Raw genomic sequence first — 25294 nt, 5'->3', positions numbered from 1 at the left:
CGCCGCCCTGGACGGGCTTGCTGAAGTCGACCGGGTCGGTACCCTTGGAGTCATAGGTCCAGCCGGCGAAGGTGTAGCCCTCGCGGGTCGGGGCCAGGGGCTGGCGGGCGACGCCGTCGCCGTCGGTAACGCCCTGGAGCGTCTCGTTGCCGTCGAAGAACGTGCCGCCGTTGGCTGCGTAGAGGACGTCGATGGAGTTGGCCTCAACATCCATGTTCCACTGGGCGTAGAACGTCACGTGGTCGCCGCCGCCCTGGACGGGCTTGCTGAAGTCGACCGGGTCGTTACCGTCGCGGTCGTAGGTCCAGCCGGCGAAGGTGTAGCCCTCGCGGGTCGGGGCCAGGGGCTGGCGGGCGACGCCGTCGCCGTCGGTAACGCCCTGGAGCGTCTCGTTGCCGTCGAAGAACGTGCCGCCGTTGGCGACGTAGAGGACGTCGATGGAGTTGTCCTCGACAACCATGTCCCACTGGGCGAACAGGGTGGCGTGGTCGCCGCCGCCGACCAGCGGCTTGCTGAAGTCGACCGGGTCGTTACCGTCGCGGTCGTAGGTCCAGCCGGCGAAGGTGTAGCCCTCGCGGGTCGGGGCCAGGGGCTGGCGGGCGACGCCGTCGCCGTCGGTCACGCCCTGGAGAGCGTCGCTGCCGTCGAAGAACGTGCCGCCGTTGGCGACGTAGAGGACGTCGATGGAGTTATCCTCCTCAACAGCATTCCACTGAGCATAAAGGGTAGCGTGGTCGCCGCCGCCGACCAGCGGCTTGCTGAAGTCGACAGGATCGGTGCCCTCGCGGTCGTAGGTCCAGCCGGCGAAGGTGTAGCCCTCGCGGGTCGGGGTCAGGGGCTGGCGGGCGACGCCGTCGCCGTCGGTCACACCCTGGAGAACTTCGTTGCCATCAGCGAAAACACCACCGTTGGCGACGTAGAGAACATCCTTCTCATTGTTAGCAAGCTCTGCCCACTGTGCGTAGAACGTAACGTGCTGACCGCCACCCTGGACGGGCTTGGTGAAGTCGACAGGCTCGGTGCCAGCAGCATCGTAAGTCCAACCGGTAAAGGTGTAGCCCTCGCGGGTCGGGGCCAGGGGCTGGCGGGCGACGCCGTTGCTGTCAGTGACACCCTCCATGGCCACATTGCCATCGGCGAAGGCGCCACCATTGGCAACATAGAGAACAGCCTTCTCGTTGTTCTGCTTCCACTGGGCATATACGGTCGCGTGGCCGCTGCCCGCAACGATAGCCTGCGTGAAGTCGACGGGGTCATTTCCGTCGCGATCGTACGACCAACCAACGAAGTCATAGCCCTCGCGGGTCGGCTGGAGCGGCAGGCGTGCAATACCGTCGGTATCGGTTACGCCCTGCATAGTTTCGTTGCCGTCGAAGAACGTACCGCCGTTGGCGACGTAGAAGATATCGACAGTCTTGTCCTGCTTCGCAGGCGTCCAAGCGGCGAAAAGGGTCACATTCTTGCCGCCACCGACAATCGGCTGGTTGAAATCAACCTGGTCGGTTCCATTGCTGTGATAATACCAACCGGCAAACACGTAGCCATCACGCGTGGGGGCAAGCGGTTGGCGCGCAATACCGTTGCTGTCAGTGACACCCTCCATGGCCACATTGCCGTCGGCGAACTGACCGCCATTGGCAGCGTAGGTCACATGAAGCACCTTCGAGGGAGCCTTAGTCCACTTGGCGTACAGCATAAAGTTAGCTGCACCGCCCTGAAGGGGCTGTGAAAAATCGACAGCCTGGGTACACGTGCTGTCATAATACCAACCGTCAAAGACATATCCATCGCGAACCGGAGAATCCTTGAGCGGATTAATCTCGCCGTTCTCATTCGTTTTATGATCCATTGAGATGGGGCTTCCGTCAGCAAAAGTGCCCCCGTTTGCATAGAAACTAACCGTCTTTACGCCAGTGGCGGCAGCAGCCGCTTCCCCACTCGTGTTCCGGGCAGTCTCCGCCGCGATAGCAGCAACCGGCGTGGAGCTGAGCACCATACTCAAGCTCAGACCGGCTGTGATAGCAGCGTTAAGCTTCCTATTCATGTGGTCGTCCTTTCCCGACTTGCTTCTTCGCGACCACTTCGCAGAAGAAGACTTTTGAATTGCATCATCTATTCAAGCGGAGAAAACACTAAAAAGGTTGCGCAACCAGGCTATATCTAAGGTTTGAGACTTTTTTTGCAAAAAAGTTTGCAAAAAGCTATTGCACCACCCGTACGCTGGGGCAAAGGTCTGCCAGCGGACACTCGTCGCACTTGGGTTTGCGGGCGTCGCAGATCTCGCGACCGAAGGTGATCCACTGATGGTTGACCGACTCCCAATACTCGTGCGGCAAAATCTTGAGCAGATCCCGCTCGGTCTTGAGCGGCTCCTTGGCATGTGTCTTGGGACTCAGCATCAGGCGGTGCGCAATGCGGTTGACGTGCGTGTCGACCGCGATGCCCTCGACAATGCCAAACCCCACGTTGAGCACGATGTTCGCCGTTTTGCGCCCCACACCCGGCAGCTTGACGAGCTCCTTCATGTCGGCCGGCACCTCGCCGCCGTAATCGGCAACGATCATCTGCGCGGCCTCCACGGCGTGCTTGGCCTTGCTCTTATAAAAGCCGAGCGACTTAATGGTATCGGCCACATCGGCCACGCTCGCCCCCGCCATGGCCTCGGGCGTGGGCCACTGGGCAAACAGCCGCGGCGTCACCTTGTTGACCTGTGCATCGGTCGTTTGCGCCGAGAGCAGCACCGCGATCAGCAGGCGGAAGGGATTCTCGTGGTCCAAAAAGCACTCGACCGGGCCATAGCGACGGTTGAGGCGCTCACACACCTCGATGGCGCGCTCGCGCTTGGCGGCATTGGTCTCGCGTGGCATAACGACTCCTCGGCTCAACGGCACAATAAACTTATGGGCACAATTGTCCCACGTCCGAGACGCTTACGCCTCCAAGAATGCGCCGGTCTGACGGCTCCACAGGCTCGCGTACTCGCCACCCGCCTCGACAAGCTGCGCATGCGTGCCGTCCTCGACGATCTCGCCATCGGCCAGCACCACAATGCGGTCGAGCGCCGCCACGGTGGACAGGCGATGTGCCACCACAATGGAGGTGCGGCCGCGCATCAGGTTCTCGAGCGCCTCCTGCACCAGCGCCTCGGACTCGCTGTCCAAGGCAGACGTCGCCTCGTCGAGCACTAGAATCGGCGCGTCGGTTAGGATGGCGCGGGCGATAGCCACGCGCTGACGCTGGCCGCCCGAGAGCTTGACGCCGCGCTCACCCACCATGGTGTCAAAGCCATGGGGCAGACGGTCGATAAACTCCAGGGCATTTGCCAGGCGCGCGGCCTCTCGGATCTGCTCGTCGGTGGCGTCGGGGCGTCCGTAGGCGATATTCTCGCGAATGGAGCGATGGAACAGCAGCGCCTCCTGCGGCACGTAGGCAACCTGGCGGCGCAGGCTCTGCTGCGTACAGCGCGAGACGTCCTGGCCGTCCACGAGCACGCGGCCGCCCTGAACATCGTCCAGGCGCAGCAGCAGCTTGGTGAGCGTCGTCTTACCCGAACCCGATTTGCCCACCAGGCCCACGCGCTGGCCCGCCGCCACATGAAGCGTCAGGTCATCGAACACGGTCTCGCCCGCCGCGGCGTCACGGTATGCAAAGCTCAGGCGCTCAAAATCAATCGCGCCCTCGGTCACTTTGAGCTCAGGGGCGTCCGGGTCGTCTGCCACCAAACGTGGCTCGTCCAGCACGCGCGTCATCTCGGCCGCATCGCCCAAAGCGCGGTTGATGCGCTGCATCATGGAGCTTACGTAGTTCAGGCGCATGGTGAGGTTATAGGTGTAGGTAAAGATCATGACGAGCGAGCCGGCCGAGATGCCAAACCACGCGTTGCCGCCCGCCACGAACACACTCACCACGGCCATGGTGATGACGATAAGGCCCGAGGTCGTAAAGTTGCGCTGCATCATGGCGTGCATCGAGACCGTTTCGGCGTCGCGCGCGGCACGATCGGCGGCGTCGAACAGATCGCGCTCAAAGTCCTCGCGCCCACAGGTCTTGACGGCCAGGATATTCGTGACCGCGTCGGAGAGCACGCCCGAGAGCTTGTTCTGCGCGGCGGACGTCGCGGCCGAAAGCGGCATGATGCGCTTGTACATAAGCCAGACAAACGCGATGTAGACGGCCATGATGCACACCAGGATCACGGTAAACGTCGGCACCACCGGGGCGAGCGCCGCCACCGTGCAGATGACCGAGGTGATGGTGGGGATGAGCGAATACACCGTCACGTCGACCAGCCCCGTATAGCCGCTCATAAAACGGCTCGTCTGGCTCACGAGCGATCCGCCAAAGCGGCTGGTGTGAAATGTCATGGATTGGTTGGAGAGCGTGTCGAAGCATAGGCGCGCCAGGTGATAGTTGCCTGCAATCTCGAGCTTGTAGACGGTGTAGTCCTGTAGCTTGGAGAGGATCTGACCCACCAGGTTAACGAGTACGAGCGCCAGGATATAGGAGCCGAAGACCTCAAACACCTGGTCACCCGCCACGGGACCGGCTTGAACGCGGTCGACAATGAGGGCCATCACATAGGTATTGGCAAACGTCAGCAAAAAGATGTAGCCCGCCGACGAGAATACCGAGAGAAAGACGATCAGCGGCTGCGTGCGCGTGACGTCCCAAAAACGCTGCAGCGTGCGACGCACGGTGGAGCGTTTGAGCGGACTGGTGTTTCTCTGAGACATGGGCTTCCTTTCGCGTCTGATAGGGCGAAACGCCATTGTTGCACACTAAAGCGCACTTCAGGCAAGTGCGACGCGAAAAGCGCCCGCGCCCCGCGCTTGCGCAGGCGCCCCGCCGTCAGATGCAGCTAGTCCTCGTCTTTTTGGTCTGCGAGCAGCTCCGCGGATGTGAGTCCCAAAATCTCGTTGGCCTCCCGCGCGTCTTCCAGCGCGTCGATGTCTTTGAGCTTGCGCTCCATAACGTTGGTGCGCGTGGTGATGATGCCCTCGACTGTCTTTCCCGCGGTCTCGATCTGCTGCTGGGCGCGGCGCAGCGCCGCCTGATAGCGTGGCAGCTCGGCCTTGACGGCAGAGAGCACACGCAGCACGTCGTCGGTGCGTTTTTGCAACTTAAACGTCTGGTAGCTCATCTGCAAACTGTTGAGGATGGCCGCCATGGTGCTGGGGCCGGCAACGTTGACGTGATAGTCGCGGCCCAGGGTCTCGATAAGCCCGGGGCGGCTGACGACCTCGGCGTACAGGCCCTCAAACGGAACGAACAGAATGCCAAAGTTGGTGGTCGCGGGCACGCTCAGGTACTTTTCGCAGATGTCCTTTGCCTCACGCTTTACCATCGCATCGAGCGTCTTGCGCGCAGCGGCAACAGCCTCAGCGTCACCCGACTCCTGGGCGTCGAGCAGGTGCTCGTACGCGTCGCCCGGGAATTTGGAGTCGATCGGTAGCAGCACGGGATCGCCCTCGTCCACCGGCAGCTTGACGGCAAACTCAACGCGCTCCGAGGCGCCGGGCTTGGTGGCGACATTTTCCAGATACTGGTCGGGCGTAAGGATGTCCGCCAGGATCGCACCCAGCTGCACCTCGCCCAAAATGCCGCGCGCTTTTACATTGCCCAGCACGCGCTTGAGGTCGCCCACGCCGGTGGCAATGGACTGCATATCGCCCAAACCCTTGTACACAGCCTCGAGCTGGTCGCTCACCTGCCTAAACGATGCAGACAGGCGATCGTTGAGCGTGCGGGAGAGTTTCTCGTCCACCGTCGCGCGCATCTGATCGAGCTGCACGTTGTTGTCCTTGCGGATGGCGCCCAGCTGGGCATCGACCGTCTCGCGCACCTTGTCCAAGCGGCGCTCGATGCCCTCGCGGTTGGCACCGAGCTGCTGGGCCGTCTCGCGGCGCAGGTCATCCATACGGTCGCCAGCCTGCGAGAACTCACGCGCGATGGTCAGGTAACGTTGCTGCTCTACGGCCGCATCGGTCGTCTGCTGCTGCGCGATGGCATTGGCCGTGCGACGGGTTTCGGCCAGCGCGACGTTCAGGGCATCGAGCGCTTTGTTAGCCTGCTCGAGTGCTGCCAGCGTTTCCGCGCTACTGTCGCCACGCTCCCGCAACTCGGCACGCAGGCTCTTGAGTTGGAGGGCGCAAGCCACAGCAACCCCCACCGCCACCAAGGCGATCACAACAAGCACAATATCAATAGCAGACATAAACTCCGCCCAACAAACCCAATCGAGCACCAATCAAAACCGCGATCAATCTTACCCCGCCATACGCACCGGGCGCCCGGTCCCTTCTTGGGCGCCCCTCTCCTCCGCATATTCCATAATGCGGCGCGCCGTCTCCCTGCTCACCTTTGAGTCATCACCGGCTAAATATGCGTACACGTTTCCCTTGTTCAGATTCAAATCGCGGCAGAGACCGTAGCGCGTTACGCCCGATTCCTCTAGCGCTCCCAACGTTCTTTTTCGCATCAGGGCGTTGATCCTTCTGTCCGCCACTGGCTTTTCCTTCACCGCTCTATACGCACGCCAAACGTTGGCATAACGATTAGGAAGTTTATCCTCGGCGCATAGAGATGCCAGGCTACCCGTTTGGGCGTACAAGGACAAAACGCCTCGGTAACCCTCTTCCATCCACGAACCCTCGGATAAGCCCAGAACGTATTCGGCTTTACCCTGTGCCAAAGCGAGCAAAAACAGGGGCTCCGCCACGCGCGGCGCAACCGTCGTCGCTTGCTTAACCAGTTTTCTAAAACTGAGCGACTGCTGTCCGGATAGCTCTCGGCAATAGCCTTTTAAGAATCCCTCAAAGGTCAGATTCAACCGAGCACCTCCTTTTTGTATTGCCTGTATGCACAGACCATCTCTTGATAACTCCGCTCCGAAGGCGACGACGCCAGTGCTTCTCCCTCGTCGAATATAAGCCGTTCGAGCAGCCCCCAATCAAGTCGGTCGATAAACGCTCGACTATGGAGGTCGACGATGTCGTTCGGACGATAGGCATAAAGCTTCATCACCGCCAGGTCCTCCAAAGATGGCGTAAAGTACCTAATAAAACGCGCCCCAATCTCCAAGGGGATCAAGCGATCTTCGTAATTGAATGGCATCTGATTACAATATGCCACCGCCATACCATTCACCTCGGGGTATCGAGCTATGATCTCGCGGAGACACCTGTCTGCCTCAAACACATCAATGTCATGTGTAACCGACCGATTCGTCACATCGTTTAGCATGAAGGCGCTTCCTCCCACCAATACAACGCTCGGCCTATCGTCTCTTGGACCTATTTCCAGCTCCGCCTCTTCGTCAATACCCAAAAGAGTCTGCTCTAAAGCCTGCTTATACATAGCAAATCCTATTATTATTCATCTTCAATAATACTATTCAGTCGCACGACAGCGCCCGCAAGATGCAAGGATTCTACTCATGGCGATAATCCCTACACCCTAGAAGTCCTAATGTGACAAACGCTAACTCTCCCAGCCGGCGCGGATGGTTGTTGCGACATCGCCCAGGCGCTGGCCGAGAGCTGCCAAGTGCTCAAGCACCTCGCTGGGCGAGGCGCCGTTGAGAATGCATGTGAGGGCATATGAGGCCAAGAAGATTGCCGCGAGCCCCAACGGGATTAGCACGATCATCGCCAGCGTACGCAGGCGCTGGGCCCAGCGACGGCGACGCGCACGACGTTTATCGAACGCAAGCTCCTGAGCATATGAATCCTGCTGTACGGAATAGGCCTCTGGGACCGCCCCGCCCGCAGGTGCGGCGTTTTGCGCAGGAGGCTGGACGGCCACCCCCTGCATTTGCATCTCCATAAGCCGTTGCTGCTGGCGCAACATGCGCTCGGCTTGTTGCTGCGGGGTCTCAAGAAACAGATCCATGTTGGCCTCCTCAATCGGAGCATTCGACGCTTACGCTCAGCATCCCGCACCGCCAAGGCCACGGCAACGAAATCCGTAGCAATAACCGCAAAGATTCTTTGGTCAGAAAACTGTCGAAAAGCCCAACAACTCCCCTACCAGCACTTTCTTTGAGCTTTTTTCGCCAGCAATCTTTTGCCCTTCCACCCTTGCGCCAACCGACCAAAACCCAACCAAAAGCTTGACGGAAATTGTGAAGACCGGGACCCCACACAAAAACGTGCCGCCCCAAAGGGGCGACACACAAACTTATTATCAGCTTTTCTGTAACGAGCATGCGGCGACTCAACGCCGAGGCGCAGGGCGGGGATACCTTTGCCTCGCGCGACCCTGCGAAGCCGTGAGCGAGAGGGAAAGGTTTCCCCGCCCTGCGCTCCGTGGTCGGTGAGGACAGACTACATGCCCGCGAGACCTCGCGCGGCGGTGGCGCACATAAACGCCAAGACTAGAATCACGAGCGAACCCGCGATGTCTGCCAGCACGCCCATTGCACGGCGCTCAAACAGCCAGCTCTCAAAGTGCGGGGCAACGTTGCGCCAAACACGCCACAGCAAGATACCCATGCCGATGACGCCGGGAATATTGAGCAGCAAGATCTCGGAGCACAAAAGGCCAATCAGGTTTCCGGCGGCAAAGCCCGCATCGCCCTCGCAGTATTTGCGATAAATCATGTACAGCATGTACGCCACAAACGGCTGCAGACACGCAGAGATAAACGCAACCACCATCGAGGGATCCTGAGAAAAGACATCGGTGAGCTTATCCACACTCGTGGCATCCTTAGAGGCCAGGAACAGGCCAATGACCACCACAGGCACCACACCCAAGATGACCTCGACCATCGTAAACAGCTTGGCAGTTAGGTCCTCACTCGCCGAATTCAAATGGGGCGCCCACTCAGGATGAGCGTGCGCACCGACCTTCTTGTCCTTCTCGGCACGATCGGCCTTTTTACCCTCAGGAACCCGACGACCAGGATCCTTGCGAGTTCCCGCCGCAGCAACCCGAGCCCGAGACTTCTTACCCATAAAAAACACCCCATCAGGTAGTAGATAAACTAAAAGCCGCTACCCAGTGTACCCCACCCATGAACGGTGCCGTCCCAACCAGTCCCCCTACAAAAACGTGCCGCCCCAAAGGGGCGGCACACAAACTTATTATCAGCTTTTCTGTAACGAGCACGCGACGACCCAACGCCGGGGCGCGGGGCGGGGAGATGCCTTTCCCTCGCGCGACTCTGCGAAGCCGTGAGCGAGAGGGAAAGGCATCTCCCCGCCCCGCGCCCCGCAACTAGCATCACGCGCTAGTAGTTCACCACCTGCTCCTCAAAGTACGCCTTCGGGTGGTTGCACACCGGGCAAACCTCGGGCGCCTCGGCACCAACATGCAGGTGCCCGCAGTTCAGGCACTTCCACACCTTTACGCCCTCGCGCTCAAACACCTCGCCCGATTCAATGCGCTCGACGAGCTTGTTGTAGCGCTCCTCGTGAGCCTTCTCCACGGCACCGACGCCACGGAACTTCTCGGCGATCTCGGCAAAGCCCTCCTCCTCGGCGGTCTTGGCAAACTCGTCATACATCGTGGTCCACTCGTAGTTCTCGCCCGCGGCGGCGTCACGCAGGTTGTCCAGAGTGCCCGGAACGGCGCCGTCGTGCAGATACTTAAACCACAGCTTGGCATGCTCGGACTCGTTGCCCGCCGTCTCGGCAAAGATATTCGAAATCTGAACGTAGCCGTCCTTTTTGGCCTTGGATGCATAGTAGCGATACTTGGTGTGTGCCTGGGACTCACCGGCAAAAGCGGTCTCGAGGTTCTTCTTGGTCTGAGAGTTCTCAAAATCCATAGGTGTACTTCCCTTCAACACATGCCGCCCATAGGCTTTGAGCGGCCTTGCCTTTAGGATGCCCTCAAGCCGAAAATTTAAACCTTATAATCCTGTTCTTCAGATTCGAGCGAGCTATACACTCAGCCAACGATCGCCCTCGGAGCGGCAAAAGCCCTCGCGCTCCAGATCGGCAAGAATACTTGCGACCAGCTCGCGCTCGACCGGTTCCCGACCGGCTGCCGCCTCCATCTCGTTAACGCCTGCAACGGCTTCATCGAGCGAAATACCTGCTGGCTGCCCATCGCGCGCCGCCAGCAGCATGCGCACAATGTGGGCGCGCTTTTGGCGACGCGAGCCCTCAAACTTGGACTGACGACTATAGCCCGCCGACCGCCTGGACGGATTGGGCAGCGTCTTTTTAAGATACGCGCCGTAATCCAGCAACGCGTAATACCACGCGCGCGGCGTATCGGCATCATCTTGAGGCACGGCAAAGGGCGCGATCTCGTCCGCCGCCGCACCGGGGGCCGCCGGACAGGCGGCTTGAATCAGCGGCACCAGCTCGCGATCGGGAACGGCCGGCACATCGGGAAAGAAATGATGCAAAAAGACCGTGCGCACGTTGGTCTCCAGATACACGCCCGGAAGATCGAATGCAAACGAACGGATGCCCTGCGCCGTTGCCGGGCCAATGCCGGGCAGCGCGACCAGATCGTGCGTCTCGCGCGGAAACTCCCCGTCCCAGTCCTCCACAACGCACTGTGCAGCCCTGTGAAGCGCCAAGGCGCGGCGATTGTAGCCCATCCCCTGCCACGCATCCAAAACATCGGAAGGGGCGGCCTGAGCAAGCGCCTGGACAGTCGGAAAGCGATCGAGCCACGCCGGCATGCGCGTCTCCACGCGCGGCACCTGCGTCTGCTGCAGCATGACCTCGGAGAGCCAGATGATATACGGGTCGCGCGTGCGGCGCCACGGAAGGTCGCGATAGCGCAGAACCCCTTCCGAACGAATCATCGAACGAAAGGGGTCCTGAATCATGACAATGCTCCTTATACGGCGCTATTCCTCCCGGCAAGCATACGCGCAGGCGGCGTACTCGGGAAACGCATCGCGGTCGGCGAACTTGGGATCGACGGCCGGGAACTGGCGATGGGAGACGATATCGTCGAGCGAAACGGAATCGAGATAGTCGCGCATCAGCGCCTGGGCTCCGGCCCACAGGGGATGATAACAGCACGTGCCCATGCGCGCACAGTCGCCATCAGGCGCGGTGCAGTCGTTCATGACCATGGGACCCTGAACGGCCTCTACAACCTGACGAATCGTGACATCGTCGGGGCTCACCTTAAGGCGCATGCCGCCATGAACACCACGCAGGCTCTCCACAATGCCGGCCTGAACCAAACCGTGTTGGATCGAACGGGCAAATGAATACGGAACATTGACCTCTTCGGCAGCAGTGCGAACAGAAAGCAACCGCTCCGGCTCCTCGGCAAGCATCGCAAGCATGCGAAGGGCATAATCAGTCTTCCTCGATATGTCCATGTTTCCCCTTTCAAGGAATACGAACAGCTCGAACGAGCTCCGGGGCCGAGCTTGTGTCGAGACGCCAAATGACCGCCTGAACAACCAAATTATAAAATGGGTGTCCACTGAATGCCGCACTTGAAGACTGGCTGAATCAGGTACGGCCTAAAGTGCAATTTAGTATAACCGAACCCCCTGCTTCATTGAACAGATGTTGCGCAACAAACCCCCTGTTTGAACACATATATCAGTAGAGGCTGGCTCGCTCGTTGCAAATGCGGTGATTTGGATAAAGAGGCATATGAGATCGATGGCTATTAAACGCAAAAAGCCACGTCCGAAGACGTGGCTTTAATTGCGTTGGCGGGAAGTACGGGGCTCGAACCCGCGACCTCCGACGTGACAGGCCGGCGCTCTAACCAAACTGAGCTAACTCCCCAGGCAGTCGTTCGCGTTTGTTTCCGCTCGCGTGCGCTGCGGGGATTAGTATACACAGAAGTCTGTCTGGCACGCAACAACTTTTTTGAAAAAATTTTTTGGCTGTCCGGGAGGGTCTCCGGGGCCGGCTGGCGCGGGTTAAGTTTGCTGCTCTACAGTCCTGCGCAAGACGGAAAGCACATTAAGTGCTTTCCTTTGCGTGCGGAACTCGCGACAAACTTAACCCGCGCCAGCCGGCCCCGGAGACCCTCCCTGCCGTCACTTGCTTCAAACTGTTGTTGTTCCTCGCCGCTTCCGCGGCTCGAGGTCCCCGTTCTCCTCGACGGGGTTGTCTAAGGTTGTTGCTGAAGCTCTACCTTTTGCTGAAAGAAAAACGGGGGATGCGCTGTGCATCCCCCCGTTTTTGTTGCGGTTAGTCCAAGTCAATAAATTTGGTGCTGAGGATCTTGCCGTCTTTGACGAGCATCCTGGCCATGGTGGGGCCTCGGGTACCTCTGGGGTAGCTAGCACTGCCGGGGTTGAGGACTAGGCAGCGGCCTACTTGAGCTTCTTTGGTTACGTGGGTGTGACCGTTGATGGCTACGTCTACGGATCCCACGGGGAGGTCTTCGCGGTAGTGGGCTACGGCGAATTTGAGTCCTTCGTAGGTGAAGAGGGCCAATCGATCCACGTCGGGCCCGTAATCGCGGTAGTAGTCGTTGTTGCCCAGCACGGCTCGCACAGGGGCGATAGTGCGCAAGTGCTCATAGTCCATCTCGGACGTTAGGTCTCCCGCATGGATGATCAGATCTGCGCCCTCCAGCTCGTCCAAAAGCGCGGGAGAAAGATAGCCATGGGTGTCCGAGATGATGTCGATGCGCTTGGCGTCTGCACTGTTCATGAGATCCCTTTCGCAAAACCGGGTCGTTATCCAACATCTACATACAAAAAGGCCCCACGGCTCCGCAGACTTTTTTGGTCTACAGGGCTGCGGGGCCAATGTTCTACAGGCTCAGGGCCTTCTTGAGCGGCACGACGCGACGGCGCGAAACCGGTACGCGTTCGTCGACGCCCGTAATGCCCAGCTGGATAGCGCCCGAGGGAACCGTCTCGACGTCGGTGACACACGCCAGGTTGACGATATAGCGGCGGTGAACGCGGAAGAAGCCAAAGTCACAGAGCTTGGCCTCGAACTGTGCCAGCGAGGTCGTCGACAAAAAGCGATCGTCGACCGTATAGATGCAGGAGTAATCGTCCTTGGCCATGATAAAGCGAATGTCGTCCACGGGGATGAGGACCTTGCGGCCGCCCTTTTCCACCGGAATGCGCTCGATGGTCACCTTGCTGTCCGTGACAGGCTTGGCGCGTTGCATAACCTTATCGATTGCTCGATCCAGACGAGCCTCCTCGACCGGCTTCATCAGATAGTCGACGGCATCCACATCAAACGCCTCGACCGCATGATCGCTGTATGCGGTTACAAATACGATCGCCGGCGGATTCTTAAGCTTATGCAGTGCCTCGGCAAGTTGCAGACCCGAAGCGCCAGGCATCGAAATATCGAGGAACACGACATCGACGCGGCTCTCCATAAGCATCTCGATGGCGGAGCGAACGCTCGACGCTTCTGTGATCGTGCCGATCTTGCCCGTCTGCTCGAGCAAGAAGCGAAGTTCCGATCGGGCCGGGGCCTCATCATCCACAATCATCGCACGCAGCATAGGGATAAAACCTTTCGTCAACTAACTACGTCGGGCATCCGCCAACTAGCGTTAAACCCATAACTTATTATTCTACTCTTGAATGTCGAAGATGCTCTCCGACAAATCGAGATGCAGGAGCACTTTAGTGCCCTTGCCCGGGGCCGATTCGACGCGCGTATAGGAGTGCGGCCCATAAAAGCGATGGATGCGCTCCGAAATATTGTGCATGGCCACACCGGCGCCGCCGCCCTGCGGGGAGTTGGCGTCGGGACGGGCGGAGCGTTCGTCAAACAGTCTGGCAGCGGTGCCTTCGTCCATGCCCACGCCGTCATCGGCGACCGCAATCAAAATCGCATCTTCGCCATCCCTGTGGACCGACACATCGATCCCCAGCGCATCGCCGTCGCCCATACCGTGGCGCACGGCATTCTCGACGATCGGCTGGATTACAAATGCCGGCACCAGCGTGTCCTCGACGTCCTCGGACACGTCGAAGGTCGCCAGCACGCGATCCTCGCCAAAGCGCGCCTTCTCAAACGTCAGGTAGCGTTTGGTCTGTGCGACCTCGCGCGACACGGGAATGAGCGAGCCCGAATTGTCGAGCGTGGCGCGATAGAACGAGGAGAACTCGCGCAGCAGCTCGCGGGCGCGCAGCGGGTCGGTACGCGTAAACGACGCGATGGTGTTGAGCGTGTTGAACAGAAAATGCGGGTTGATCTGCGCCTGCAGGGCACGCACCTCGGCACGGGCCGTGAGTTCCTTTTGCACCTCGAGCTCGTGGATGGCGAGCTGCGTGGACAGGATCTCGGCAAAACCCGAGGCGAGCGCGTACTGAGTGCGGTCGACGGCACGCGGGGTCTTGTAGTAGAACTTGAGCGTGCCGACGGTGCGGTCGCCCACCTTGATAGGAGCGATGATACCGGCAGGAACATGGTTGTGCGAGCCATCCGAACCCACCACGTCCACCACACGGTTGAACGACTGGACAATACCGTGCTCGATGACGTAGCGCGTGGCAAGTGTGTGGATGGGCGAATCAGGCAGTAGCTTTTCCTCGAACTCGCCCGCGCAGGCCAGCACGTTGCCCTCGTCGGTGATGGCAACCGTCATGGCGCGCGTCTCGGGCAAAATACGCTGGCACACCAGACGCGCCGACTCCTGCGTCAGGCCGCCTTTGATGTCCTCGAGCATGGCAGAAGCCACCGAGAGCGTCTCTTCGGTGTACTGCGAACGCACCGAATCGGGATTGAGCGTCAAATAGATAAAAATGCACAGAAAGATGCACAGCAGTGCACAGGCGACCACGGTCGCGATTGGCTCGATTCCGGTCGCCAGGGCGAAAATAAAGTACACCAGCACGCAAATGGCGCAGACAACGGCGATCACGCGAAAGATTGATATTGAGTTATCGCGCTGGGCGCGGCGGTCGATCATTCAGTCCCCTCCAGGATGCTGGTCAGTTGTGCGTCGCGCCAGAGCCCGTCCATGATCTTGGGCCAGAAGCTCTGAAAACGCAGGTAGCTTGCAGCGTTTTGGCGTGCGTAGGTCTTGGCCTCGTCAATACCGTGGCGCCAAATGCGTAGATACCCCTCGTGCTCGCGGGTAAACATGCTGCGGACCATGGCGGTCTTGCGCACGCGCTCGTCGAGCTCGCGCGAAATCCACGGACCCGGATAGGGCATGAGCGACGCGGCTGAGACGGGGACGAGCTCCTGCTGGTGCGCGGCAAATGTCAGCTTGGCACGCTCGTAGTACCAACGGTACACATCCTGCATAAAGCGCGGCGAGCGCTTCTCGGACTCGGGCGGCAGGTGACGAACGGTCCACTCGTTGTCAAACCACACGTCGTAGCCAAACATGCGCATGTTAAAGAGGTAGTCCAGGTCCTCGCCTCGGGTGATAAACGGGTCAAACGCCACACGGGTAAAGGCGCGGGCATGAAGTGCCATGAGGCCGCCGCACACGTAGTTTGAACGCGAGATACGGGTGCCCGAGAGCGCCTTTTTCATCCAGCGATTAAACTCGATGCGCTTGGTCCACCAACGATGGCAAATGCCCACCTTGTCCGTGGGCGCCAACGGCGATCCGTCGCGATCGTAAAAGTAACCGCTCTTAACCAAAATCGGCAGGCCCTGACGCGTCTGCTGGCCCAGCGCATAGGTCGCGCGCTTCATAAAGTCGGCATCGATAACGGTCTCGTCGTCATCCAAAAAGACGACGGCATCGTGGCCGAGCACCGCAGCGCAGGCAAGCCCCATATTGCGAATGGCGCCGTATCCGCGCAGGCTCACGCACTCGCCCGAGCCCTTGGGAGCAATCTGCGCCACACGGTCGGCGATACGCGATGCCTGGGTGTTGGTAACTACGGTGACTTTGAGCGTAGGGTGCGCGTTGACGATTTCGTGCACGCGCTTCGACACATCCGCCGTAGCCGAGATGGGACAGACCATCAAAAGGATAATCCTCGGAATGTCGCGCACCTGCTCGAGCGAGGCCAGGCAGCGGTCGAGCTCGGGATTGGTGGCGTCAAGCTTCGTCGAGTGGTCATAGGCGCCGGGAGCGTTTGCACGGGCATCATCGCCCGCCCAATATGTTGGAATCACAACCGTGGCGTTCATGCCTTCCCTCCCTGCAACACAAAAACGGGGCGCCGCCAAACACAGGCGACGCCCCGCGACCTAGCTGATTCCATCATACCCACTTGGGCAAATCATTGCTCGCAAGTCGCAATGTTTATTGCGGATAACCCCAAAAGAGTACCGTGGACAGGCACAATAGCCGCTCGCTCCTATGCGGCATGCTCTGCCGCCCGAGTCATGCGGGACAGGCGAACCAGCAGCATAAAGCCAACAATCAGCAGCACGCCAATGGAAAGGACGCCCAGCGACGGGTTGCCGGTCAGCGAGGTGACGACCGACACCAGGAAGGTGCCCATGACGCTTGCATAACGACCGAAGATGTCAAAGAAGCCGTAGTACTCGTTGGACTTTTCCTTGGGGATAATGCGGCCAAAGTAGCTACGGCTGAGCGCCTGCACGCCGCCCTGGAACAGACCGACCATAATGGCAAGCACCCAGAATTCAAAGGCGGTCTTTAGGAAGAACGCGGCGAACAGCACAATGCCCATGTAGGCGGCGACCGCCACCAGGATCATGTTGAGCGTGCCCACGCGTCCGGCGAGCTTGCCGTAGATGATGGCGGACGGAAAGGCCACGAACTGCGTAACGAGCAGCGCCAGGACCAACTGGGTCGAATCAATGCCCAAGGCCGATCCGTAGCTGGTTGCCATGGAAATGACCGTGTGCACACCGTCGATATAGAAGAAGAACGCGATCATGTAGACCAGCACGGTCTTGTTGTGGGCGATCTCGCGCATGGTGTGTCCGACCTCGGAGAACACACCGCCCACGATGTGGCCGATAGTGTCCTCGGGACCGCGCTCGCGATCGTACTTTTGCTTATAGGTGCGAATGAGCGGCAGGGTAAAGATGAGCCACCAGGCACCAGTGATGATAAACGACAGACGCGTTGCCAGCATGGTAGGGACGCCAAGAGCGGGGCCACCCATGATGAGCGCCAGGCAGATGACGAACGGCACGGTGGAACCGATGTAGCCCCAGGCATAGCCCGAGCTGGACACGGCGTCCATGCGCTCGTCGGTGGTAATGTCGGGCAGCATGGCGTCGTAGAACGTCATAGAAGAGTTAAGGCCGATGGTGCACAGCACGTACACGGTCAAAAATGCCATGGCGGACATTGGGATAGCCTGCGCCAGGCAAAGCACCAGGCCCGTGAGGAAGAAGCCCAAGAAGAACTTGATCTTGTTGCCGGCGTAATCGGCAAGCGCGCCCAGAATGGGCATGAGCATGGCAATGACCAGCGAGGCAATCGTCTGAGCATTGCCCCAAGCGACCACCAGGTCTGCCGAGGAAGCACCGGTATTGATAGCGTTAAAGTAGATGGGCACCACCGAGGTATTGAGCAGCACGAGGGCCGAGTTTCCCACATCGTACATGACCCAGTTACGCTCGAGCTTGGTGTATTTCATGGACAGGGACCCTTCGTATTCGCCCGATATGCAGTTAGTTCATCGTACCCCAATTGTCCAGAAGCACCGGTAAGGATTCGGCAAAGGGACAGGAGCGGTCATACGGACACGCAGGGCGAAACACCATCCCATCAAGGCGGTTGCGGTGAAATAGTTCCCGCTTAGCCCTCCGGGGGCCTCATTCAGGAGCTATTCCACCGCAACTTATTGAAACGGTTTGTTACTCCTCGCGGTCGAACTCCTCGTCGGCGTCGAGTACGCGGCCGCTGTAATTGACGTGGTTGGTCACGGCTTCCATATCGCCGGTCTCGATAAAGCGGGCGACCGTGCACTCGTAATCGACCAACGCGCGGTCAAAGACCTCGGGGAAGCTCTCGGTCGAGACTTCATCGGTAAAGGGGTTCTTCCATGCCAAGTGGCCCAGGTTGCCGGTACGCTCGGGCAGCTCGGTCGTCACGCGGTGCGCAAGGCCGTCGAGCAGCGAATAATCGTGCACCAAGCCCTCGAGCAGGGCAATCGCGCGCGTCTTGGCCGAACCGGCCGGCTCGATAGTGCGGTAGAGCAGCTGCATGTCCGAGACGGCGCCGGCGTACTCCCCCGCCGGGATGTCGATACCGTACACGCGTCCGGCGACGTAGCTCATCAGCACGCCGGCAACGCGATTGATGCGGTCGGTAGTGACGATCTCGCCCGCCGGCGGATAATCCTCGACCGTAGCCCCATCGCGCTTGAGCTGCAGCATCAGCACGTCCAGGTCGCTTTCGAGCACGGCATGAACTTGACTGCCAGAAGCCTCGAGCTCGGGATCGGACTCGACAATGCCAAACTGCTGCTCGTAGACAAAGGGGTGGGCATTGCGATCGAGCACATAGTGCGACAGCAGGCCCAGCGCAAAGGCGCGGCCCAGATTGGCGTCGCGCGGCTGCAGGTGCGACACGCCGTCGCGCAGGCACGAGAACTGGCGCGACATGCGCGAGCGGTGCATGACCTGAGCAAGCGACGTGCAGTCGGAAACGCGCGGCGTGAGCATGTGGAAGAAAAACGGGTCGGGACCTTGGTTTCCCAGGATAAAGGCGATGCGCTCCTCGTCGGACGTAATAACGCCCTGCGGAAGACGGCCGATGCTTTCCTCGCCAAACAGATGATGCGTAATGAGCGCGGGCATAATAATCCTTTCGATTTCATTCGATGTCACCCATTATGCCCACCGCACGGTCATGCCAAACCTGCGGCGGTAAACGATGGCATGCAGACCGCCTACGCAAGCCCCAGGTGCGCCTTGACCTCGGCAGCACGACGACGGGACACGGGCACCGTCGAGGTTACGCGATCGAGCCTGAGCTCCATAAGACCCGTGGAACCGATCTCGACATTATGCACGTCTTCCAAATTGACCAGATAGCTGCGATGGACACGAATAAAGCCCTCGGAGGCCAAGCGCCGCTCGAGCGAGGAAATCGACTCATTGATCAGGTATGTTCCCTCGGCGCAGATGACGTTGCAAAAATCGGCGCGTGCCTCAAAGTAGCAGACATCCGCCACAGGAATGAACACCTTTTTGCCCCCGCGATCCACTGTCAGGCGCAAAGGCTGGCGCGGAGCATGGACGACACGGCGAGTGCCCAAGGCGACCTCGATCTTGTCGAGCGCCTTTGACAAGCGGGCATCCTCGACCGGTTTGACGATGTAATCGACAGCATCGAGGTTATAGGCATCAGCCGCATACTCGGCAAATGCCGTCACAAACACCACGACCGGCGGCGTCTTTAGGTTCTGCAGCGTCTCGGCAAGCTCAATTCCCGAGCGACCGGGCATGGTAATGTCTAAAAACAGCACGTCGGGCTTGTTCGACAGAATCGACTCCACGGCTTCGGTGACATTGCCCGCCTCGGCAATCTGACCAACGCGCGTATCCTTTTCCAACAGATAGCGTAGCTCAGCTCTAATGGGAGGCTCGTCATCAACCACCAAGATGTTCCAGCCTTCGGACATATGCGCTTCCCCTCTTTTTCTCTCAATCCAACCGCGTGCTACACCGTTAGCGGCGCCGGCTCATGCGGCTCGCCGTTCAACTCAACGATGACCTGTGTTCCCACGCCCTCCTGGGACTTCACGCGCATGCCAGAATCTTCTCCGTAAAAGAAATGGATGCGCTGAAGCACGTTGAAGAGCGCCAGGCCGCAACCTCGCTTGATGGAGCCGTCGGCGGTAATGCTCTCGGGCTCCTCTCGGCGATGCTGCTCAAACAGATGCGCGCAAACTTCTTCGCTCATCCCGATGCCGTCGTCTTCGACGATGATCTCCAAGCCGTCATCGGTCTCAAAAGCCCTAACACGAATAGAAAGCGGCTCGGTCTCGCGCTGCGCATGCTTGATGCAGTTTTCGAGCAGCGGCTGCAAGATAAATGGCGGCACCAGGCTGTCGCGCACCTCAAAGTCGATGTCGACCGAAACGCGCAGACGGCCGTCGCCATACCGGGCCTGCATAAGATTGATATAACGAGTACCCTGTTCCACCTCGTGCTCGAGCGTGGTGAGCGTATCGGAATCAGAAAGCGTCTGACGATAATAGTTGGAAAAGTCGATCAGCAGCGATCGCGCCTTGTCGGGCTCGGTTCGAACGAGCGACACGATCGTGCTAATGGTATTGAATAGAAAATGCGGGTCGACCTGCGACTGCAGGGCGCGAAGCTCAACGCGGGCCGTGAGCTCGTCCTGGCGCTCGAGCTCAAAGCTGGCGAGCTGCGTGGAAATTAGATCGGCAAAACCCGAGGCAAGGGCCGTCTGGCGCATATCGATGCTGCTCAGGCGGGGGTAATACAGCTCGAGCGTGCCCACGCAATGCCCGCGCACGGTAAGCGGCGCGACAATGCCGGCGCGCAGGCGGGGAAAATAGCCGCCCGTCTCATTGGAGGCGTCACGCGAAAACACGCTCTGCTCGCCCGTCTCAATCACGTTGAGCGTGGTCTTGAGCACCACCGGGGTGCCGGCAGGGCACTTTGCCGAGTCCTCGCCCCAGCTTGCCAGCACCTGCTTGCCGTCGGTAAAGCAAATGGCAGAGGCGATGGTCTCGGACAGGATGATTTTAGAGGCGCCCAGGGCCGCTTCGGGCGTAAGGCCGCGCGACGTGTAGGCGAATATTTTTGATGCGATGGCGAGCGTACGGTCGGTTGCGCTCGATGTGAGGTCGTCGGGAACCACAAAGACATACGAGAAGAAGAAGCACAGCATGACCATGCCGGCGATGACGACGACGCCCGGAACGGGATTGGGGTTATCGGTTAAATCCCAGATAAGCAGCAGGATAAGCGCCGGAACGACAACACCGAGCAGGATGGCCTGGACCACATGCTGGGCCGTACGAAAGACCTTGGTAGAGTTGTAGCTCTTGCCCAGAATCAGCCTGTTTAAATCCACCGTCATCCCCTTTTATCTACCGCACCGATAGCAATAAAGAGGGCCGCAAGCGACCCTCTCCATTGCATTATGCAATCAAAAACTGTGTTTTACATCCAGCCATCGACAAACGGTATCTTAGGCGCTGTATTTGTTGGCCTCGCCAAAGGTGCCAGCCTCGACGATCCAGCCATCCTTCATGATGACGTCCATGTTGTCGGTGTTGAGCACGTGGATGTCGGCGGCGACGTCACCGTTGACGACCAGCAGGTCGGCGCACTTGCCGGCCTCGATGGAACCGGTCTCGTCCTCGATGTGGCACATCTTGGCACCGTTGAGGGTGGCGCAGGTGATGGTCTCGACCGGGGTGAAGCCGATCTTGTCGACGAACTCGTACATCTCCTCGATGGAGCAGGTGCCGTACGGGGTGACGAAGGAGAAGGAGTCGGAGCCGATCGTCATGACGACGCCGCGCTTCTTGGCCTCGCGCAGGCAGTCGTAGTTGCGCTGCAGCTCCTTCTCGACCAGGGTGCCCTCGTACTTGTCGTGCAGCTCGGGGACGTAGACGGGCGGATAGGTGGCGTACCAGGTGGGCAGGAAGGCGATTGTCGGGGTGAAGAAGGTGCCCTGCTCGGCCATGAGGTCCATGGTGCGCTCATCGATATCGAAACCGTGAATCAGCTGCTCGCAGCCAAAGCGGACGGAATCGTAGGCAGCGGCGTGGTTGTTGTAGCAGTGGCTCCACACGGGGATACCGACCATCTTTGCCTCTTCGACCACGGCCTGGATCTCCTCGGAGCAATAGTGCTGGTCGCGACCGGAATCCCAGCGCCAGATGCCGCCACCGGTAGCCCAGATCTTGATGGCATCGGGGTTCTCGCGCAGGCGACGACGGACGGCCTTGCGCAGATCCCAAGGACCATCGACCTGGTCGCCCCAGGGGTGGGATTCCTTGTTGAGCTCCTGGGTGCAGTGGTGGGAGTCACCGTGGCCGGCAACGCGGCAGAAGCCGAGGCCGGTGGCCAGAACGCGCGGGCCCTTAAAGACGCCCTTGTCGATGCAGTCACGGATCTGGATACCAAAGCGGCCGATCTCGCAGACGGTGGTGAGGCCGTGGGTGAGGCAGTCGTAGGCCTGCTTGACGGCGACGGCCTGCTTCTCGAGGAGCGGCTGCATGACCCAATCGGTGTCATCGTCGGTCAGGTTGCCCGAGAAGTGCAGGTGGGTGTCGATCAGGCCGGGAAGGACGGTCTTGCCGGCGGCGTCGATAACCTCAACGCCCTCGGGAAGGTCCTGCATAGCACCGGCGTACTCGATCTTGCCGCTGTCGTCGACGAGAACGAGGGAGTTCTCGACCGGCTCGGCGCCGGTGCCGTCGATGAGCTTGCCGCCAACGATTGCATACTTAGTGGACATGGTTCCTCCTTATGGATCCATATAGTGGGCGAGGCCATGTTGGGCTAGGCCTCACAAAGCTACCCAAGTGGTGCCGGGTTCGGTGCGCGGGAGAGAGGATTCCGCGCACCCGATCCGCCCCGGCTAGGCGTTACTTTTTGCGGGAATTGGTGAAAGCCATGAGGGCCAGGCCGATAGCCAACCAGCCGATCACGATGCTCCACTCCACCATGTTGAGGGAGGCGGGAGAGAACGGAATCACGAGCAGGCCGATGATGATGGCGCAGGCGGCGATAGCGAGGCCGATGCCAAACTTGCCGCCGGGCACCTCGTAGGGACGAGGCAGATCGGGCTCGGTGAAGCGCATGCGCAGGCAGGCGAGGGCGACCATGCCGCAGGAGAAGATGAAGGCGAGAGCCGACACGTTGGTCAGAGGAATGAGCATGTTCTTGCCCAGGAACGGACCGATGACAGTGATGACGCCCAAGACGACGCAGGCAAGCTTGGGAGCGCCGGACTTGGGGTCGACCTCGGCGAACTTCTCAGGCAGCTGGCCCTTGCGACCCATGGCGAGCATGATGCGGCTCGTGGCGCCATAGAAGGAGTTCATCGGGCCCATGGGTCCAAGCGTGGCGATGACGAGCATGGCCAGGTACAGGAGCATGTTGATGCCCTTGAGGCAGGCAAGCGCGGGAACCGGGCTCTTAACAAACTCATGCCAGTCGAGGATGGTGCCGAACGAGTAGATGCAGACCATGTAGAAGCCGCCGGCGGCCAGCAGGGCCAAGGAGATGATCTTGCCGAACTTGTTCCAGTTGAGGCCCTCAGCTGCTTCCTCAGCCTGCTGAGGAATGGTGTCGAAACCGGCGTAGAAGAACGGAGTTAGAACCAGGACCGACACGATGCCGGCGAACAGGCTGGTGCTTTCGGTAGCGGCCTTGCCGCCGCCAGCGCCGCTGACCTGGGAGAATACGGGCATGGCGTTGTCCGGCGAGCCGGTGAACAGCGAGACGCCCATGGCGAGCAGCATGCCGCAGAGCAGAGCCTTGGTCAGGAAGGCCTGGAGCTTGGCGGCCGAGCTGGCACCGCGGAAGTTGAGGAAGATGACGTAGACCGCAAAGCCGAGCGCGATCAGCGTCGGGAACAGGTAAACGTCGGCGCCTAGGATGGTGTAGAGCTTGACGGCGCGCAGCCACTCAAGACCGGGCAGGCTACCGAACATCTCGGACACGAGGGTCGAGATGGCGATGGCCTCCCACGGGCACAGGATTCCGTTGCCCAGGGCCAGGAGCCAACCGGTGATGTAGCTCAGCGTACGGCCAAAGCTACGATCGACATACTCGACGATGCCGCCCGAGATGGGGATAGCAGCCGTGAGCTCACCGAAAACAGCTCCGACGGGCACGAGGAAGATTGCACCCAAGAGGAATGCGATCATAGCGGGAACGGGACCGCCGCCCACGACCATCCAGTCGCCGACCTGCAGAACCCAACCGGTACCGATGATGGCACCGAAACCGATGGTGAAGAAGTTCCAGAGCGAAAGCGTTTTCTTCATGCCGCCGTTATCCTCGACTGCAACTTCTGCGTTCTTGTCCGCCATTGTTCCCCTCCTTTCCTTTTTGACGCCCCTTGACGTCACCCCTTGCGCGGTCTGTTTTGCCGCGCTCTTTTATTTCGTGGCTTTAAGATACGGCCTTGGCGCAGCAGCTCCGCTTGTAGCTCGACCGAAGGCAGAACTGCAAAACGAGCGGCGCCGTTTTTGGGACGAACGGCGGGAGACGTCATTCGTCTTGGACGCTTCATCTTGTCTGCTTTTGAATACCTGTTGCCGTGACGCTTGGCGCGCGGCGCGGCAACGTTCATACCATTTGTCAGGCTTTTGGCGCACATACCCATGTGTCGTGCATCTTTTTATGTAGGATAGACAAGTTACACATGAGGCAAGGTGATTCGAATGGCATACGGATACAATGACGGCGACCAACGGCCACAAAGCGTGCGCCTTGCCGGCCGCACCACGCCAACGCCCAGAAGCACCTCCGACAACGACAACCCGCAGCGCCCCCAAGAGCAGCCCGGGGCTTCTTCGCGGCAACAAAGCCGTACCGCGCAGCAGTCAGACCGCGTGAGTACGAGCACACGCCAACGCCAGACCGACACATCGCAGCCACGCCGCTACGATCGCCGTAAGACCGACTACTACGTCAAGCGCACCTTTTCGCGACCTCAACGCGATCGCGGCAATTCCGCCCCTCACCCCGCGTCGCACACCACAAGCCACGCGCTTCCAGCCCGCCGTCTACGCCTTGCGCTTTGCTCCATCGCCGCCTGCCTCGTCTTTGTGTTTTTGGGATCCTGTATCTCCCACGGATCAGCCGGTCTTGAGCCCACTGCCGAGGACAAGCTGCTTAAAGCTCCCGTCGCACCCGGCTACTCATTTGCTTTTTCGACCCCGCGTTCGCAGTGGAGTGTCGGCACCATGCCCCACATCTACCAAATTGACCCCGCATGGTCGGAGCTGCCCTATGCCGGTGGCACTATTCGCGAAAACGCTTGCGGTCCCACTTGCCTCACCATGGTCTATATCTTTAAGACCGGCCACACCGATAAGACGCCGGTCGATATATGCGCACTGGCCGAAGCCGGCAACTACGCCCCCACTGGTGCCACCGAGTGGTCGTTTATGACAGGCGGCGCGTGGCAGCTGGGGCTCAACGGAACACAGCTCTATAACGATCGCGAATCGATTACCCAAGCACTTCGCTCGGGTGCGCCCGTCATCGCCGCAGTGCGCCCCGGTACGTTTACCAACGTAGGCCACTACATCGTGCTCTACGGCATCGACGATGCCAACCAGATTGGCGTCTACGACCCCAACTCGGCCAGCCGCAGCGCCCGCCGCTGGGGCGTCGTAGAGGTCCTCAACGAAGTCGAAGCCATGTGGGCCTACTACTAGTCATTGGGGACAGACTTAAATGAGTGGTCATTGGGGACGCTCTTGTTTGACTAGTCGTTTAAGAACGTCCCCAACGACTAGGTGAATAGCAAAAGC

22 protein-coding genes and 1 tRNA gene are annotated in these 25294 nt (G+C 59.8%); 1 reads left to right on the top strand and 22 read right to left on the bottom strand.

Going from position 1 to position 25294, the window contains the following annotated elements; genetic code table 11:
* The 22 genes from V2391_RS08210 to V2391_RS08105 form a co-directional block, all read right to left on the bottom strand.
* A partial coding sequence (locus V2391_RS08210; protein WP_329738929.1) for an InlB B-repeat-containing protein occupies positions 1-2044 on the bottom strand: 2044 nt, incomplete at its 3' end.
* A 157-nt stretch (positions 2045-2201) separates the two neighbouring features.
* Positions 2202-2867 (bottom strand): endonuclease III, encoded by a 666-nt coding sequence (gene nth / locus V2391_RS08205; RefSeq protein ID WP_329738928.1) that lies wholly within the window; start codon positions 2865-2867, stop codon positions 2202-2204.
* Between the two features lie 63 nt (positions 2868-2930).
* On the bottom strand, positions 2931-4733 hold the full coding sequence (locus tag V2391_RS08200; RefSeq protein ID WP_329738927.1) for an ABC transporter ATP-binding protein: 1803 nt from the start codon (positions 4731-4733) through the stop codon (positions 2931-2933).
* A 125-nt stretch (positions 4734-4858) separates the two neighbouring features.
* Entirely contained in the window at positions 4859-6214 is a 1356-nt protein-coding gene (gene rmuC, locus V2391_RS08195) for a DNA recombination protein RmuC (protein ID WP_329738926.1), read from the bottom strand.
* 51 nt (positions 6215-6265) lie between these two features.
* Positions 6266-6829: a transcriptional regulator gene (locus V2391_RS08190; protein ID WP_195361561.1), complete on the bottom strand. Its 564-nt coding sequence runs from the start codon at positions 6827-6829 to the stop codon at positions 6266-6268.
* Positions 6826-7356 (bottom strand): DUF6036 family nucleotidyltransferase, encoded by a 531-nt coding sequence (locus V2391_RS08185; protein WP_329738925.1) that lies wholly within the window; start codon positions 7354-7356, stop codon positions 6826-6828. Before V2391_RS08185 ends, V2391_RS08190 begins: the two co-directional genes overlap by 4 nt.
* 123 nt (positions 7357-7479) lie before the next feature.
* A complete protein-coding gene (locus tag V2391_RS08180; protein WP_329738924.1) occupies positions 7480-7890 on the bottom strand; it encodes a hypothetical protein in 411 nt (136 codons plus the stop codon).
* A 434-nt stretch (positions 7891-8324) separates the two neighbouring features.
* On the bottom strand, positions 8325-8957 hold the full coding sequence (locus V2391_RS08175; RefSeq protein WP_329738923.1) for a hypothetical protein: 633 nt from the start codon (positions 8955-8957) through the stop codon (positions 8325-8327).
* 275 nt (positions 8958-9232) lie between these two features.
* Positions 9233-9772, bottom strand: coding sequence for a rubrerythrin (rbr, locus tag V2391_RS08170; RefSeq protein WP_271737338.1), 540 nt, complete (start codon positions 9770-9772; stop codon positions 9233-9235).
* 114 nt (positions 9773-9886) lie between these two features.
* A complete protein-coding gene (locus V2391_RS08165; RefSeq protein ID WP_329738922.1) occupies positions 9887-10792 on the bottom strand; it encodes an adenine glycosylase in 906 nt (301 codons plus the stop codon).
* Between the two features lie 21 nt (positions 10793-10813).
* A complete protein-coding gene (locus tag V2391_RS08160; protein ID WP_329738921.1) occupies positions 10814-11299 on the bottom strand; it encodes an RrF2 family transcriptional regulator in 486 nt (161 codons plus the stop codon).
* Positions 11300-11642: 343 nt separating this feature from the next.
* Positions 11643-11720 (bottom strand) — tRNA-Asp (locus V2391_RS08155).
* Positions 11721-12131: 411 nt separating this feature from the next.
* Positions 12132-12599 (bottom strand): YfcE family phosphodiesterase, encoded by a 468-nt coding sequence (locus tag V2391_RS08150; RefSeq protein ID WP_329738920.1) that lies wholly within the window; start codon positions 12597-12599, stop codon positions 12132-12134.
* Between the two features lie 103 nt (positions 12600-12702).
* Positions 12703-13419, bottom strand: a complete 717-nt coding sequence (locus tag V2391_RS08145; protein WP_118080682.1) for a LytR/AlgR family response regulator transcription factor — start codon at positions 13417-13419, stop codon at positions 12703-12705.
* 72 nt (positions 13420-13491) lie between these two features.
* On the bottom strand, positions 13492-14835 hold the full coding sequence (locus tag V2391_RS08140; RefSeq protein WP_329738919.1) for a histidine kinase: 1344 nt from the start codon (positions 14833-14835) through the stop codon (positions 13492-13494).
* The gene (locus tag V2391_RS08135) at positions 14832-16019 is read right to left on the bottom strand and encodes a glycosyltransferase (protein WP_329738918.1); all 1188 of its coding nucleotides are present in this window, start codon (positions 16017-16019) and stop codon (positions 14832-14834) included. The genes V2391_RS08140 and V2391_RS08135 overlap by 4 nt, the downstream gene beginning before the upstream one ends.
* A 170-nt stretch (positions 16020-16189) precedes the next feature.
* Positions 16190-17449, bottom strand: coding sequence for an MFS transporter (locus tag V2391_RS08130; RefSeq protein WP_329738917.1), 1260 nt, complete (start codon positions 17447-17449; stop codon positions 16190-16192).
* Positions 17450-17669: 220 nt separating this feature from the next.
* Positions 17670-18614 carry a zinc dependent phospholipase C family protein gene (locus V2391_RS08125; RefSeq protein ID WP_329738916.1) on the bottom strand — a complete coding sequence of 315 codons (945 nt, stop codon included), beginning with the start codon at positions 18612-18614 and terminating at the stop codon, positions 17670-17672.
* Between the two features lie 92 nt (positions 18615-18706).
* The gene (locus tag V2391_RS08120; RefSeq protein WP_329738915.1) at positions 18707-19441 is read right to left on the bottom strand and encodes a LytR/AlgR family response regulator transcription factor; all 735 of its coding nucleotides are present in this window, start codon (positions 19439-19441) and stop codon (positions 18707-18709) included.
* Positions 19442-19479: 38 nt separating this feature from the next.
* A complete protein-coding gene (locus V2391_RS08115; protein ID WP_022094846.1) occupies positions 19480-20865 on the bottom strand; it encodes a histidine kinase in 1386 nt (461 codons plus the stop codon).
* Positions 20866-20982: 117 nt separating this feature from the next.
* Positions 20983-22260, bottom strand: a complete 1278-nt coding sequence (locus V2391_RS08110) for a metal-dependent hydrolase family protein (protein WP_117584177.1) — start codon at positions 22258-22260, stop codon at positions 20983-20985.
* A 130-nt stretch (positions 22261-22390) separates the two neighbouring features.
* Positions 22391-23842: an APC family permease gene (locus V2391_RS08105; protein WP_329738914.1), complete on the bottom strand. Its 1452-nt coding sequence runs from the start codon at positions 23840-23842 to the stop codon at positions 22391-22393.
* A gap of 354 nt (positions 23843-24196) precedes the next feature.
* Between V2391_RS08105 and V2391_RS08100 the strand changes: the two genes are divergently transcribed.
* Positions 24197-25198, top strand: coding sequence for a C39 family peptidase (locus V2391_RS08100; RefSeq protein WP_329738913.1), 1002 nt, complete (start codon positions 24197-24199; stop codon positions 25196-25198).
* Positions 25199-25294 lie beyond the last annotated feature (96 nt).

It is taken from the genome of Collinsella sp. CM84Y_54 (assembly GCF_036317945.1).
Lineage (GTDB): Bacteria > Actinomycetota > Coriobacteriia > Coriobacteriales > Coriobacteriaceae > Collinsella.
This window is presented reverse-complemented; position numbering and strand designations above follow the sequence as displayed.

Coding starts and splice junctions, on each gene's coding strand:
- V2391_RS08200 (WP_329738927.1), bottom strand. CDS start 4,733: ATGTCTCAGAGAAACACCAGTCCGCTCAAACGCTCCACCGTGCGTCGC.
- V2391_RS08110 (WP_117584177.1), bottom strand. CDS start 22,260: ATGTCCACTAAGTATGCAATCGTTGGCGGCAAGCTCATCGACGGCACC.
- V2391_RS08130 (WP_329738917.1), bottom strand. CDS start 17,449: ATGAAATACACCAAGCTCGAGCGTAACTGGGTCATGTACGATGTGGGA.
- V2391_RS08145 (WP_118080682.1), bottom strand. CDS start 13,419: ATGCTGCGTGCGATGATTGTGGATGATGAGGCCCCGGCCCGATCGGAA.
- rbr (WP_271737338.1), bottom strand. CDS start 9,772: ATGGATTTTGAGAACTCTCAGACCAAGAAGAACCTCGAGACCGCTTTT.
- V2391_RS08105 (WP_329738914.1), bottom strand. CDS start 23,842: ATGGCGGACAAGAACGCAGAAGTTGCAGTCGAGGATAACGGCGGCATG.
- V2391_RS08135 (WP_329738918.1), bottom strand. CDS start 16,019: ATGAACGCCACGGTTGTGATTCCAACATATTGGGCGGGCGATGATGCC.
- V2391_RS08160 (WP_329738921.1), bottom strand. CDS start 11,299: ATGGACATATCGAGGAAGACTGATTATGCCCTTCGCATGCTTGCGATG.
- V2391_RS08175 (WP_329738923.1), bottom strand. CDS start 8,957: ATGGGTAAGAAGTCTCGGGCTCGGGTTGCTGCGGCGGGAACTCGCAAG.
- V2391_RS08165 (WP_329738922.1), bottom strand. CDS start 10,792: ATGATTCAGGACCCCTTTCGTTCGATGATTCGTTCGGAAGGGGTTCTG.
- rmuC (WP_329738926.1), bottom strand. CDS start 6,214: ATGTCTGCTATTGATATTGTGCTTGTTGTGATCGCCTTGGTGGCGGTG.
- V2391_RS08100 (WP_329738913.1), top strand. CDS start 24,197: ATGGCATACGGATACAATGACGGCGACCAACGGCCACAAAGCGTGCGC.
- V2391_RS08140 (WP_329738919.1), bottom strand. CDS start 14,835: ATGATCGACCGCCGCGCCCAGCGCGATAACTCAATATCAATCTTTCGC.
- V2391_RS08150 (WP_329738920.1), bottom strand. CDS start 12,599: ATGAACAGTGCAGACGCCAAGCGCATCGACATCATCTCGGACACCCAT.
- V2391_RS08125 (WP_329738916.1), bottom strand. CDS start 18,614: ATGCCCGCGCTCATTACGCATCATCTGTTTGGCGAGGAAAGCATCGGC.
- V2391_RS08185 (WP_329738925.1), bottom strand. CDS start 7,356: ATGTATAAGCAGGCTTTAGAGCAGACTCTTTTGGGTATTGACGAAGAG.
- V2391_RS08180 (WP_329738924.1), bottom strand. CDS start 7,890: ATGGATCTGTTTCTTGAGACCCCGCAGCAACAAGCCGAGCGCATGTTG.
- V2391_RS08120 (WP_329738915.1), bottom strand. CDS start 19,441: ATGTCCGAAGGCTGGAACATCTTGGTGGTTGATGACGAGCCTCCCATT.
- nth (WP_329738928.1), bottom strand. CDS start 2,867: ATGCCACGCGAGACCAATGCCGCCAAGCGCGAGCGCGCCATCGAGGTG.